This is a genomic window from Paenibacillus ihuae (assembly GCF_001368795.1).
Taxonomy (GTDB): Bacteria; Bacillota; Bacilli; order Paenibacillales; family Paenibacillaceae; genus Paenibacillus_AQ; species Paenibacillus_AQ ihuae.
The window spans coordinates 249,722-262,703 of the sequence record NZ_LN831199.1 but is presented as its reverse complement, the minus strand read 5'-3'; the positions used below and the strand labels follow the sequence as shown (position 1 = coordinate 262,703).

Here is a 12,982-nt window from a genome sequence, read left to right as displayed (position 1 = left end):
TAATGAATAACTAAGCTTATTCTTTGTCCGGCGCTTTGTCCGGCAGCTGCGTAACATAGCTGTCCGACAGCTGGCGTAATCTCAGCGCACGGGTGTATTCATCTTCGGTTCCGGCAGGGGATTTCCCTCCGGCAGCAAGGGTGTACTGCGTGTTGTCCTCAAAGCTGTTGCCGGGAATGAGCAATGCGGAACTGGCGATAAAGGACCCGGTCGGCAGATAGTAACGCTGCGGCAGCAGATTGTAAGTCTGGGCGGTGATGTCCTGGCCAAAATGAATGGTGTCAGCCATCGGTACACCCAGCAGGCTGGCTGCTGTCGGCATAATATCGACTTCTCCGCCGACCTGTTCGAGTGTCTGCGGCGTAAGGCTGCCCTGTTCATGGATAATGAGCGGAATGTTAAGCATGTCGGCATACCCATATTCATGCCCGTGAATTTCCTCCATTAATTGCTTGTCATCATGATCCAGTGAATATATCGGCAGACCCATATGGTCTCCGTATACCATGATCAGACTGTTGTCCCAGAGGCCGTTGGCTTTGAGCTCTTCAACAAATTGTCCGAAGGCATAGTCGGCATAATTCTGGGACCGGACATAGTCACCGACAAAAGTACCTTCATAACGCTCCGGCAGCTTCATCTGGTATTTCTCTGCAGGAATCGTAAACGGATGGTGGGCAGACATCGAAATCACCTGAGCGTAGAAGGGTTTGCCGTCCCCTTCCATTTCTTTGAGCTTATCGGCCGTTTTGCGGTAGAGTACTTCATCGGATGCCCCGAAGAAGAAGGTATCCTCATTACCGAAGAACTTATGGTCATAATAATGCTCCCAGCCCAGCGCACTGTATAGCTCGCCGCGGTTCCAGAATTCCACATCATTCGTATGGAAGGTTGCTGTCTGATAACCGTTTGCCTGCAGGAGACGGGGCAGACTCGGCAGCTCTTTATCGACATAAGACATCGTTGCCGCACCTTGCGGCGGAATATAGAAGGAAGAGTTGACTACGAATTCAGCATCGGATGTATTCCCCTGGCCCACCATCTGATAGAAGTTAGGGAAATACAGGCTCTCTTTCATCAGGCTGTTCAGGTTCGGTGTAATTTCCTTACCGTCGATCGTGAGCCCCAGCAAAAAGCTCTGGAAGGACTCCAGCTGGATGATAATCAGGTTCTTGCCTTTAGCAGTACCCTGGAACGGGGAGACCGCAGCCGTGTCGATGCCCTTCACCTGGTTAATGACATCCTGGGTAATCTCGCTGGCCTTCACCAGTTCCGGTTTGTCTTGAGCAAAAATGGTATAAGCCTCATAATTGAGGAGACCCATTTCCTGGGCTTTCTTGATTTCATTCATGCTGGCCTTATTGGGCAGAATGTTGAACAGGCACAGTCCGAATGACACCGCGAACAGTAGGCTGTACGAGAACTTTGAGGCTCCGGTGCGGCGGTTGATGTTTTCTTTTTTATGGTCACGGCCTTTTTTATTAAAGAAGAAGTACACGCCAAGAAGAATGATATCGGCAAAAATCAGCAGATAATACGGGTCCATTAATGAAAATACACTGTTGCGCACAGCAGTGACCTGATTCACCTGCTCGGCTGCATGGTATGTGACAATGACACCATAGTATTTGAAATACATAATGGCAGCAAAAAAGATAGCGGTAACTAGCAGGTTCACCAGCATGTAATACCCGAGCTTCCGTTTGGAGGCGAAGGCCTCAATAAGACAAAAAAGGGCCCAGACAAAAGGGATTTCAGTAATTATAGATTTCCAGGACAGCAAGTCGCCGAAAATAACGCCCCAGGCCAGGAAACTTTTAAGGATAAAAATGATCGTGAAAAAGATGAATGGTTTGACCAACCACCGTCTAATGGTTAAAGATGACACAGCTTCGCCTTCTTTCTACGGGATGAAACGCCGCTTCCCGGCTGGGAGGATGCAGCGTAAAGACAAGAAAATTCCATATTAATAGAACTTATTATGCAGCGCTGACCGTTGAATGTCAAAAAACAGAATTGCCGTATAAGCCCCGTGGAATGCGTAAGATCAGATGCGCATCTCTGCAGCAGAGATTATCTTATGCAAATGAGGGTATACAGGGAAAAAAACACGAAAATGACTGCCTGCGCCAAAAAGGGCAAGGCGGATAATGGAGGTGGACTCTATATGGAATATGCGGTATTTTCCCTTTCGGTAAGGACTTTGGTGGAATATGTGTTCAGCAGCGGCAGCTTGGAGCCGGGATTCCGCAGCGGTGCGGCAATGGCAGAAGGGACACGTATTCATCAGCATATCCAGAAGCAATATAAGGAAGGAGACCGCAAGGAGGTCTACCTTAAGACGGAGATTCCCCATGAAGGGCTTCTATTCGTCATCGATGGACGATGTGACGGCTTGTTGACCGGAGAGAATGGGACCGTTACGGTGGAAGAGATTAAATCTACGGCCGAACTGCTGGAGCCAGATTTCGCAGGACGGGATGTCCACTGGGCGCAGGCGCTTATGTATGCCTACATGATTTGTCTTGAGCAGGAGCTATCCGGTATAGAAGTGAAGCTTACCTATGTCCGGCGCGGTGGTGAGGAGCAGCAGAGCTTGTACAGGAATGTTACGCGGGAGGAACTGGGCGTCTTCGCTGCAGATACAGTTGCCAAGTATGCTCCTTATGCAGAGCTGATGGTCCGCCACGGGAACAAGAAGGATATCAGCATCCGGCAGTTGTCGTTTCCTTTTCCCGCTTACCGGGAGGGACAGCGGCATTTCGCTGCTGCAGTTTATAAGTCGGTTTCGGAGGGTGTCAATCTGTTTGCACAGGCACCGACGGGCATCGGCAAAACCATGTCTACGCTCTTTCCGGCGCTGAAAGCGCTGGGCGAAGGTAAAGCGGCCGGGCTGTTCTATTTGACGGCCAAGACGGTGAACCGGCTGGCTGCCCAAGCGGCGATAGCTATGCTGGTTGATCAGGGCCTGCATCTGCATGCTATTACACTAACAGCCAAGGACAAAGCCTGCTTTCGTGAGGAAGGCCTCTGCAGCAAGGAATTCTGCCCTTATAGAGAAGGTTATTATGACCGGATTAATACAGCGCTGCTGGATATGCTGGAGCATGAGACCCTGATGACACAGGAGGTTATTGCCTCATATGCCAGGAAGCATGAAATCTGCCCGTTCGAGTTCTCGCTCGATGCAGCCTATGCCTGCGATGCGGTCATTTGTGATTACAACTATATCTATGATCCCAGGATCAGCCTCAAGCGGCTGGCGGAGGAACGGAAGAAGAAAACAGTCCTGCTGGTGGATGAAGCGCATAATCTGGTAGACCGCGGGCGTGAGATGTATTCGGCCAGTTTGTCTAAGGCACCGTTTCTTGCACTGCAGCGGCAGTATAAATCGGGCAATAAAGCCCTCAGCACAGCGGCCAAAGCAGTCAATGCCTTCTTCATCGCCTTGCGCAAAAGCTGCAGTGAAGCAGGTGAAGGGGAATGGAGCACCTATCCGGAGGAGCTGCCGGCCTTACTGGAGACCTTTGCTCTGGAAGCGGAAGCGGAAGCGGAGCTACTGTCCCCCTCTCCGCCGCTTATGGCATCGCCCGGGGAAGACGAAGACGGAGACGGGCTGCTGGATACGTATTATGCGGTACAGGGCATGCTGCGCACATTTAAAACTTACGATGAGCGGTATATCACCTATGCCGAGGTTCAGCGAGGGGATGTATATCTGAAGCTGTTCAATCTGGACCCTTCCTACCTGCTGCAGCAAATGGGCAAAAGCTTCCGCAGCCAGATTCTGTTCTCGGCAACGCTGTCCCCCCTCTCGTATTACAGGGACATGCTGGGGGCGCGGGAGGAGGATTACAGCCTCATGGTTCCTTCGCCTTTTCATAAGGAACAATGGCAGGTATCCGTGCTTCCGGTGTCCACGCGTTACCGTGACCGGGAGGATTCCCTGTTCCCGCTCTGTGATGCGCTGAAGGGAATGACAGCCCGTAAGGGCAACTATCTCGTGTTTTTCCCTTCCTATGCTTATCTGCAGAATGTATATGCGCTGTTTGCCGAGAAATATCCGGAGGTCCCCACGCTTGTGCAAAGCACCGGTATGAGCGAACCGGACAGGGAGAGCTTCCTCGCCTCCTTCCGCCCGGATAACCCGCAGACCCTGCTTGGCTTCGCCGTGCTGGGCGGGATTTTCTCGGAGGGGGTTGATTTGCCGGGCGACCGCCTGAACGGTGTAATGGTTGTAGGTGTCGGTTTGCCGCAGGTCGGGCTTGAGCGTAACCTGCTGCGCGCGTATTTCCAATCCCAGGGTAAGAACGGCTTCGATTATGCCTATGTCTTCCCGGGCATGTGCAAGGTGCTGCAGGCCGGGGGCCGGCTGATCCGCAGCGAGAGCGACAACGGAACGATTATACTGGCGGATGACCGGTTCCTCCAGCATCCCTACCGGGGTCTGCTTCCTGAGGAATGGCGGGACTACCTTGTCATGACGTAAGCGCTTATAATTGTTTATATAATTATAGAATTGCAAACTATATTAGGCTGTAAAAGAGGCGGAAAAAATCGGCTATATAAGCTGGGATTTTGAAATTCACCTGAATGGGCAGCAGAAACGGAGGGGAAGTTTGGAACTGTAGGAGCGTTAGCGTCCGCCTTTAGGTTTGGATTTCAACCGTGGATAGCGCTTTTTATCAGGAAATCCAAACCTAACAGCGGCCGGAAGTCCAAACATTCCCCGCAGTTTCGGCTCCAGCCTATTCAGCAGTTTTCTAGCCCACTTTATAGCCACCACAGGAGGGAATATTATGACACTTAATATCGGAATCGTAGGCACCGGCTGGTTCTCCAAAGTACACGCGGATTTGCTGGCGGGAATGGAGGATGTGACGCTCAAAGCCGTATGCGGCAGCAGCCAGGCTAAGGGTGAAGACATGGCCCGGCCTTACGGGGCCGAAGGCTATGGGGAAATTACGGACATGCTGGATGGCCAGAAGCTGGACGCGGTCTATATTTGTGTCCCTCCGCAATCACACGGGGCGATAGAGCGGGCGCTGATTAGACGCGAGATTCCTTTCTTCATCGAGAAGCCGCTTGGCTCGAGCACAGAAATTCCGGCCAGCCTCCTGCAGGATATCAAGGAGCTTAATCTGCTGACCTCGGTGGGCTATCACTTCCGCTATCAAGAGAATGTCCAGCGGCTTAAGGCGGCGCTGGAAGGCGATAAGGTAGGCATGATCGTCGGACAATGGATGGGCGACATGCCGGGCGTAGCCTGGTGGCGCAATCAGGAGCAGTCCGGCGGACAGTTTACGGAACAGACCACCCATATCGTTGACCTGCTGCGATATCTGGCTGGTGAAATAACTGAGGTCTACGGGCTGTTCGGCAACCGGATCATGCATGAGCGGCATGAAAGAGTGACCGTGTCTGATGTGGGCACGGTATCGCTGAAGCTGGCAAACGGTATTATCGCGAACATCTCCAATACCTGCGTGCTGCCGGGCGGGGTGGGCCGCTGCGGCATCAGCTTCTATAATGACAACGGGCTTCTGGACTGGAATCCCGAGCGTCTGCTGGAAACGCGCAGCGGCGACAGTAAAGAATATGTGAGCACAGGGAATCCCTACCTGACGGAGAGCCAAGCGTTTCTGCACGCGGTACGGACCGGAGACCGTTCGCGTATTCTGAGTGATTATGAGGACGGCTATAAGACGCTGAAAGTGACCTGCGCTGCTTTTGATTCAGCGCAGAGCGGCCTGCCGGTTAGGCTGTAGGGAAAAAAAGCCCTGCTGATCAGCAATTACTGATCAGCAGGGCTGTGGCCCAAGCGGGGTCGGCCTAGTGGAGGAAAACAGAGAGCAGCGCAGGCGCAAGGCCGATGGAGAACAGCGCTGTTAGAATCATAGCGATACTTGAGATGGTGCCGGTCAGGGAGCTGAACTCGAAGGCCTTGGAGGTACCGGTACCGTGCGCAGCGGTTCCCAGCGATACACCGCGCGCAATTTCATTGTCAATGCGGAAGAGGCGAAGTACGGAAGGTCCCATCATCGTTCCCAGTACACCGGTCAGGATGACAAAAACAGCCGTGATGCTCGGGACGCCGCCGATGCTTTGCGAGATGCTCATGGCGATCGGTGTAGTTACCGACCGGGGCACAAGACTGGTAGCCACTTCACCGCTTAGATGCAGCCATTTGGCCAGCAGCATGGAAGAAAGAACGGCAATTACCGTACCTGACAGCACGCCAGCCGCAATTTCGGCGGCGTGCTTTTTGAGCACCTTGAAGTTTTTATGAAGTGGGATCGCAAAGGCGATAGTCGCCGGCTGCAGCAGCTTCGTCAGCCACTGGCCTCCCGCATTGTAAGAGTCATAAGGAATTCCCGTCACCAGCAGAATGCTGATAATAATCAGCGGGGTGATGATGAGCGGAGAGAAATACATTTTGCCGCTGGAAGTATAGATCCGTTTCGCCAGCAGATAGACCAGCAGCGTGAGGCCGAGCAGAAGCATTCCTGTAATCATGAGTCTCTACGCTCCTTTACTTTATAAATTGCGCCGGTAAGCAGTCCGGAGCCGGCCATGACGGCAAAGGTTCCGACAAGGACAACCGCCAGCACCTGAAGGCCGTCTGCCTCAAGCAGTCTTGAATATTTCATCACTCCCACAGCGGAGGGAATGAAAAACAGCAGCAGTTCAGCAAGCAGCCAGGAGGCACCCACCTCGACCCAGTTCAAGCGGACCGTACCGGATTCCAGCAGCAGGAACAAAATGATCATCCCGATGATACTTCCGGGAATGGGAATATGCAGCATAGGAGTTAGGGTATTAATAAGCATGGAGAAGGCCGTAAGTCCGGCAACCTGCAGCAAGCCTAGAGTTATTTTTTTCATAAGGCTTCGCTCCTTTCATTCTAATGAAAGTTTACAACAATTATTTTCATAGGTAAAATGAATATAACGAATAAGTGACATTCTTTTTGTCTATATATGAGGTGAGGATATGGAAATCAGACAGCTGCAGTATTTTGTGCAGGCGGCAAGGCTGAACAGCTTCTCCAGAGCGGCGGAATCCCTGTTTATTACCCAGCCGACGATCAGCAAAATGATCCGTAATTTGGAGGAAGAGCTTGGGGCAGACCTTTTTTACCGTGAAGGCAAAAGCATAAGATTAACCGATGCGGGTGAAATCCTGCTGGCAAAAGCGCAAAATATTGTAGAGTCCTTCATCAGCCTCTCTTCCGAGCTGGACGGTCTGCGCAATCTGCAGCGCGGCCATATCCGTATCGGCCTGCCGCCCATGGTGGGGGCAAGCTTTTTCCCTGCGGTCATCGGGGAGTTCCACCGGCGTTATCCGGACGTGACCATCCGCCTGCATGAAGACGGAGCCAAAAAAGTAGAAGATGACGTGGAGACGGGCCTGCTGGACATCGGGGCCATTGTGCTTCCTGTAAATACGGCTAAATTTCACTGTTTTACTTTTGTGGAAGAGAAGCTGGAGCTTTTGGTGCCGGTAGGGCACCGTCTGGCAGGTGCAGACTTTGTTGCCCTGAAGGAGCTGGAGGCGGAGGAGTTTGTGCTGTTCCGCGAGGATTTTGCCCTGCATGACCGGATTATTACGGAATGCGTGAAGGCTGGTTTTCAGCCGAAGGTCGTATACGAGAGCTCGCAATGGGACTTAATCAGCCGGATGGTGGCAGCCGGCATGGGTATCGCCTTGCTGCCGGAGACGATCTGCCGGGATATGGACCGTACACGGATTGCGGTCATTCCGTTGACAGAGCCGGTCATTCCCTGGCAGCTTGGCATGATCTGGCGCCGAGACCGCTATTTATCCTTCGCAGCGAAGGAATGGATTGCTTTTGCCATGCGCGTGCTCGGGGAGCGTTATCTTCCCCCGGAACAAGCGGGAAAAAATGAATAAAAGTAAATTTACACTTGTAATATCTTCGACAATTTTTTCTTTTTTTTCAAAATATGTTTTTTGGCATCATGCCTTATGATAGTGGAGAAGTTGATAGAGGGCAGGTGACTAAACGTGAATTTTTACCGGACTTCCCATGAAGAGCCTAGAAGAGATTATAGAGAAGATGAGTTATTCATTACTATAGAGAGCCTTAGAAGCGAGCTGCTGGAGGTAGCGCAGGAACGCAGCCTCAGCGACCATACGGTTGTGGAGCTCAGCCAACGGCTGGATGGCTATATTGTCCTGGCCCAGAACAAAATGATGGAGAGTCTGCGGAGCCGCCAAAATGAAGACGCCCCGTACGGGAAAATCACCAAAAGCAAGCGGGTTAGAAGCAAAGCAGCCTTCCAGCAGTAGTGCTTACTGCAGCTGCAGTCTTAATTTTGTAATAGAGATATCAGGTGCCATCCCTTCGCTGCTTTACCAGGATAAACCATTAAAATTATTTAAGTTTTTATTATTAAGGTCCCGTTGCCGCGGGGCCCTTTTGTTGTGCTTTCTATAGTCATCCCCTATAATGGCAATTAATAGAAGAGTCTATTTAAGCCGCTGAGGAAGGTGCCGGGTGGAGATGAAACTGACAACATTACGCTCCGAAATCGAGAATAATCTGTTCCGCTCCGGGTATAACCTCGCCTCATTTGCGAAAGTATCCGGCCTCAACCGGGGGAGTCTGAGCGCCATTCTTCATGGTAATCCTCCTAAGCCGGTCTCCCTGGGACAACTGGATGCACTCACGAAGGCCTTTGGATTCCCGGAGGGTTGGTTTTATACCCTTTATGTAGATGAATGCTTCAGTGAAGACAAGGTCTCGCGCCGCCGGGTGGAGCCCTTTTTAATCCGTTGTGTGGAGACCGGTAAACAGCAGTGTGTCGATGAAATTATTAACAGAATCATGGAATATCCCAAGCCGCTGGATGTAGTCTACTCGGTAGCGGAGAAATTATTTGCCGGCGGGAAGATTCAGGAAGCAAAGGCCTTTTATAAAATCATTGTTGAACATGAGCAGGACAGCTCATCCGAACGTCTGGCCATCAGCCAGTACCGTATCTTCAAATCGCTGGAATCTGTTATGGACATGGAAGAAATGCTGCGGGCGGTCATCACCTTTGAGCCGTTCCGCGGCCGTATTCCAGACCATCTGCAGCTGGACGGGCTGCTTAAGCTGGCAAATGTCTGCTTCACGCTGCACCGGTGGTCAGACATGGAGAGATACACTGATGAGCTGAGGGCACTGGCTGACGGGATTTACCGGGAGCAGCTGCGGAAGAAGACGGGCAGACGTACGGAAGAGTTACAGCTGCTGCGGCCGCTCGTGCTGTATTATGCCCATGGACATTTGATGAAGGCGACCGCGCTCACCAAACAGGGGAAATATGAGGAAGCCCAAAAGTTTACAGCTATGTATGCTGACCTGGGCTGGTTTGAACTCCTGGATGAAGAGGGGCTGCGCATCGTCGAGGCCTTCCGTTCCTTTGCCGTTGGCAATAGCTTTACCCTGGAAATGCAGGTGGGGAATTTTGCGGTTCTGCCGGAGTATACGGCATATATGGTGAAGCAGCCCAGTGAGATTCTATCGGGCCTGGTGAGTATTCTGGAGGCTGCCAACCGTTTCGATTATTCTGTAGATCATGTACTGGAACAGTTTTCAGCGGAAATGGCCGGGTTTGAACAGCTTCAGGATCGCCTCAACATCGAACGGATCTACCGGCTCGGGTATCAGCTGGCTCTATACTATTCAGAACGCAGACAATATACGCGGGGTGTCGATTATATTTTGCAATGTCTCAAGGCGGCAATTCAGCTTAACAGTGCGAAAGACATCCTCGAATGTGTAACGTTATTTGAAGAGACCCGCGAGAGTGCGGGCGGACATCAGCTGCTGCTGTACAGGGAACTCCTTAAAGGACTAAGAAAACATCAGGATCTGGCTGCGAACAGGGAACGGCGTTCTGCCATGGCAGAGCGTTCCTTCTAAGCAGGTCTCTCAAATCGATTAATCCAAGCGCTCCTCCGCCCCGGCGGGGGAGTTTTTGGCGTGTTGCAGCACTGCTGATTTGTTCGTCATTCCGTAATATTTGATAACGCATTCAATGTTTGACAAAGAATTGTATTGAAAATATAATTAGGTTGCCTAATTAATATTGTATTTAATTATTAGTTAACCTAAGTAAAATAAGGGGATGGGAAGCATTGGGATAAATAATGAAAATCCAGTCGCACAAAAGCTGTTTATGGCTCTGCGGCAGCTGCGCAAAGCACATGTGCATCAGGCTGTTGAAGGGCATAAGCCAAGTGAAATGACTTTACTGATATGCCTTGCAAAAAAATCGCGTTCTGCGGAGGAAGGGCTCAAAGTATCTGAAATCAGCCGTTTGCTGGGGATAACGCCTCCCACAGTTACGCAGCTTATCAACAGCCTTGAGGCCAAGGACATGGTCGAGAGACAGCCGGATCTTTCTGACCGGAGAGTTGTGCGCATCCGGCTGACGGAGCAGGGCAGAGTGATCACAAGAAAAGCGAGAGAGCACATGGATGCTTCCCTGAACAAGCTGGTGGAATATTTGGGTGAGGAAGAGAGCACCCTTCTGGCGGATCTCTTGCTGAAGGTACATGGGTTTATAGAAAATAATCCGCGGCCTGACTTAGACCGGTTACAAATGAACGGAGATGAGAAGCTTGATTAAATTGTTAAAAGGACTTAAGCCCTTTCGGTGGGGCGTTGCAGCTATATTAATCCTTGTCTTTCTGCAATCCATGGGCGATTTGTATCTTCCAACCCTGATGTCCGACATCGTGGATAAAGGAATCGTACATGGCGACCGTGACTATATCTGGAGAATCGGTGCCTATATGCTGCTTGTGGCAGGCGGCGGTGCGCTTTGCTCCGTGATTGCCAGTTATTTGTCGGCGAAGGTAGCCGCAGGCTTCGGGAAAAACACGCGCTCGAAAATGTTCAGTCATGTAGAGAATTTTACGCTGCATGAATTTGATAAAATCGGCACAGCATCACTGATTACACGCACAACTAACGATATTACCCAAGTACAAACCGTATTGACGATGATGCTCCGCATGATGGTCGGCGCTCCGATGATGATGATCGGGGGGATTATTATGGCGGTGTCAGAGGATGCCAAGCTGTCCCTGATCTTTGTAGTTGTAATTCCGGTGCTCGTTGGAGCGATTTTCTTCATCGGGATGAAGGGGCTGCCGCTGTTCAAAGCGATTCAGGTCAAGCTGGATACACTGAACCGTGTGCTGCGCGAGCATTTGACCGGTATCCGAGTTATCCGTTCATTTAACCGGATCGATCATGAGAACAGAAGATTCAGTGCAGCCAACCAGGATCTGACGGGAACTGCCATTAAGGTTAACAAAATCATGGCCGGATTAATGCCTGTCATGATGCTTGTTATGAACTTTTCAATGATCGGCATTCTGTACTACGGTGGTATCCGGATTGGTGACGGCGACCTGCAGGTCGGCTCGCTGATGGCTTTTATTCAATATGCGATGCAAATTATGTTCTCCCTGATCATGGTATCCATGATGTTCGTGCTGATTCCCAGAGCTTCCGCTTCCGCACTGCGGATCAACGAAGTGCTCGATATGCAGCCTGAGATCAATGACCCGACCAGAGGAGAGCTTCAGACTACAGCTACAGCCACCAAAAAAGACGGTCGTGATGCCATGCATGGCTTTGTCGAATTCGACAATGTGTCCTTCTCCTATCCTGGAGCCGAGCAGCCGGCCCTGTCCGGTATCAGCTTCAGCGCCCGCCCCGGTGAGATTACAGCCATTATCGGCGGTACCGGATCGGGTAAATCTACACTGCTCAGCATGATTCCGAGATTCTATGATGTCATTGAAGGCGCCGTACGGGTGGATGGTGTCGATGTCCGCGAGATGACACAGGAGGATCTGCGCAGCAAGATCGGTTATATCCCGCAGAAGGCGGTGTTGTTCACCGGAACAATCAGCGAGAATATCCGCTATGGTAAAGATGACGCTACCGATGAAGAGGTTATTCATGCAGCAAAGGTAGCGCAGGCGTATGACTTCGTCTCAGCGATGAAGGAAGGCTTTAACTCGGAGATTGCCCAAGGCGGCAGCAATGTCTCCGGCGGCCAGAAGCAGCGGCTCTCCATTGCCCGGGCTCTGGTAAGAAAACCGGAAGTATACTTGTTTGACGACAGCTTCTCCGCACTCGACTTTAAGACGGACGCTAAGCTGCGGGCTGCACTTAAAGAGGAGACGACGGAATCAACGGTGCTGATTGTTGCCCAGCGGGTCAGCACGGTTATGGACGCCGACCGGATTATCGTACTGGATGAGGGTACCATTGCCGGAATCGGTAATCACCGCGAGCTGATGGAGAATAGTGAAGTGTACCGCGAGATCGTATCCTCGCAGTTGTCAGAGGAGGAAATAGCATGAGTGAGCAAAATCGGCAAATGAAGCCTCCGGCCCGCGGCGGCGGCTTCGGACCAGGCCACGGCGGCCCCGGCATGGGAATGCCTCCGGAGAAGGCCAAGGATTTCAAAGGCACGCTCCGCCGGCTGATCACGTATCTGCGGCCCCGTCAGGTGCAGCTGCTTATCGTGTTTATAACGGCCATAGCCAGTACTGTATTCAGCATTTTCAGTCCGAAGGTCATGGGTAAAGCAACAACCAAGCTGTTCGAAGGAGCTTACGGGCTGCTGATGGGTGTCCCGGGAGCTGCGATTGATTTTGATTATGTGAATAAAATTCTGCTTATTCTGGGCGGTCTGTACCTGTTTAGCGCTTTGTTCAGCTATATCCAGCAATATGTGATGGCTGACGTTGCCCAGAAGGTTGTATTCGATATGCGTGAGCAGGTCAACAGCAAGCTGGAGCGCTTGCCGCTGAAATATTTCGATTCCCGGACCCATGGGGAAATTCTCAGCCGCGCCACCAATGATGTGGACAACATCAGTACAACGCTGCAGCAGAGTTTAACCCAGCTGATTACTTCCATTGTGACCATTATCGGCGTTATCAT

11 protein-coding genes are annotated in these 12,982 nt (G+C 51.4%); 8 read left to right on the top strand and 3 right to left on the bottom strand.

Features of this window, described 5'->3' with window-relative positions:
- Nucleotides 1-16: 16 nt before the first annotated feature.
- Entirely contained in the window at nucleotides 17-1,888 is a 1,872-nt protein-coding gene (locus AQR02_RS20830; RefSeq protein ID WP_054942354.1) for an LTA synthase family protein, read from the bottom strand.
- 279 nt (nucleotides 1,889-2,167) lie between these two features.
- Between AQR02_RS20830 and AQR02_RS20825 the strand changes: the two genes are divergently transcribed.
- Together AQR02_RS20825 and AQR02_RS20820 are read left to right on the top strand one after the other, a co-directional pair.
- Complete coding sequence (locus AQR02_RS20825) at nucleotides 2,168-4,489, top strand: ATP-dependent DNA helicase (protein WP_054942353.1); 2,322 nt, start codon at nucleotides 2,168-2,170, stop codon at nucleotides 4,487-4,489.
- Nucleotides 4,490-4,799: 310 nt separating this feature from the next.
- Nucleotides 4,800-5,768 (top strand): Gfo/Idh/MocA family protein, encoded by a 969-nt coding sequence (locus AQR02_RS20820; protein ID WP_054942352.1) that lies wholly within the window; start codon nucleotides 4,800-4,802, stop codon nucleotides 5,766-5,768.
- A 64-nt stretch (nucleotides 5,769-5,832) separates the two neighbouring features.
- Here the strand turns inward: AQR02_RS20820 and AQR02_RS20815 are convergent, their stop codons facing one another.
- Together AQR02_RS20815 and AQR02_RS20810 are read right to left on the bottom strand one after the other, a co-directional pair.
- Entirely contained in the window at nucleotides 5,833-6,516 is a 684-nt protein-coding gene (locus AQR02_RS20815; RefSeq protein ID WP_082451999.1) for a CidB/LrgB family autolysis modulator, read from the bottom strand.
- The gene (locus AQR02_RS20810) at nucleotides 6,513-6,884 is read right to left on the bottom strand and encodes a CidA/LrgA family protein (RefSeq protein ID WP_054942351.1); all 372 of its coding nucleotides are present in this window, start codon (nucleotides 6,882-6,884) and stop codon (nucleotides 6,513-6,515) included. The genes AQR02_RS20815 and AQR02_RS20810 overlap by 4 nt, the downstream gene beginning before the upstream one ends.
- Nucleotides 6,885-6,993: 109 nt before the next feature.
- Here AQR02_RS20810 and cidR point away from each other — a divergent pair, with 109 nt between their 5' ends.
- From cidR to AQR02_RS20780, 6 genes are all read left to right on the top strand, one after another.
- Complete coding sequence (gene cidR / locus AQR02_RS20805) at nucleotides 6,994-7,914, top strand: cidABC operon transcriptional activator CidR (RefSeq protein ID WP_054942350.1); 921 nt, start codon at nucleotides 6,994-6,996, stop codon at nucleotides 7,912-7,914.
- 114 nt (nucleotides 7,915-8,028) lie between these two features.
- Entirely contained in the window at nucleotides 8,029-8,313 is a 285-nt protein-coding gene (locus AQR02_RS20800; protein WP_054942349.1) for an aspartyl-phosphate phosphatase Spo0E family protein, read from the top strand.
- 214 nt (nucleotides 8,314-8,527) lie between these two features.
- On the top strand, nucleotides 8,528-9,934 hold the full coding sequence (locus AQR02_RS20795) for a DNA-binding protein (protein WP_245237682.1): 1,407 nt from the start codon (nucleotides 8,528-8,530) through the stop codon (nucleotides 9,932-9,934).
- A 322-nt stretch (nucleotides 9,935-10,256) separates the two neighbouring features.
- Nucleotides 10,257-10,643: a MarR family winged helix-turn-helix transcriptional regulator gene (locus tag AQR02_RS20790; protein WP_245237650.1), complete on the top strand. Its 387-nt coding sequence runs from the start codon at nucleotides 10,257-10,259 to the stop codon at nucleotides 10,641-10,643.
- Nucleotides 10,636-12,396, top strand: coding sequence for an ABC transporter ATP-binding protein (locus AQR02_RS20785; protein ID WP_054942346.1), 1,761 nt, complete (start codon nucleotides 10,636-10,638; stop codon nucleotides 12,394-12,396). The genes AQR02_RS20790 and AQR02_RS20785 overlap by 8 nt, the downstream gene beginning before the upstream one ends.
- Nucleotides 12,393-12,982 (top strand): ABC transporter transmembrane domain-containing protein (locus tag AQR02_RS20780; RefSeq protein ID WP_148449183.1); only part of this gene is annotated, 590 nt, incomplete at its 3' end. The genes AQR02_RS20785 and AQR02_RS20780, both read left to right, overlap by 4 nt.

What these genes read in the sequence shown, in the direction of transcription:
- AQR02_RS20795 (WP_245237682.1), top strand. Translation starts at nt 8,528, where the DNA reads ATGAAACTGACAACATTACGCTCCGAAATCGAGAATAATCTGTTCCGC.
- AQR02_RS20815 (WP_082451999.1), bottom strand. Translation starts at nt 6,516, where the DNA reads ATGATTACAGGAATGCTTCTGCTCGGCCTCACGCTGCTGGTCTATCTG.
- AQR02_RS20825 (WP_054942353.1), top strand. Translation starts at nt 2,168, where the DNA reads ATGGAATATGCGGTATTTTCCCTTTCGGTAAGGACTTTGGTGGAATAT.
- AQR02_RS20820 (WP_054942352.1), top strand. Translation starts at nt 4,800, where the DNA reads ATGACACTTAATATCGGAATCGTAGGCACCGGCTGGTTCTCCAAAGTA.
- AQR02_RS20790 (WP_245237650.1), top strand. Translation starts at nt 10,257, where the DNA reads ATGACTTTACTGATATGCCTTGCAAAAAAATCGCGTTCTGCGGAGGAA.
- cidR (WP_054942350.1), top strand. Translation starts at nt 6,994, where the DNA reads ATGGAAATCAGACAGCTGCAGTATTTTGTGCAGGCGGCAAGGCTGAAC.
- AQR02_RS20810 (WP_054942351.1), bottom strand. Translation starts at nt 6,884, where the DNA reads ATGAAAAAAATAACTCTAGGCTTGCTGCAGGTTGCCGGACTTACGGCC.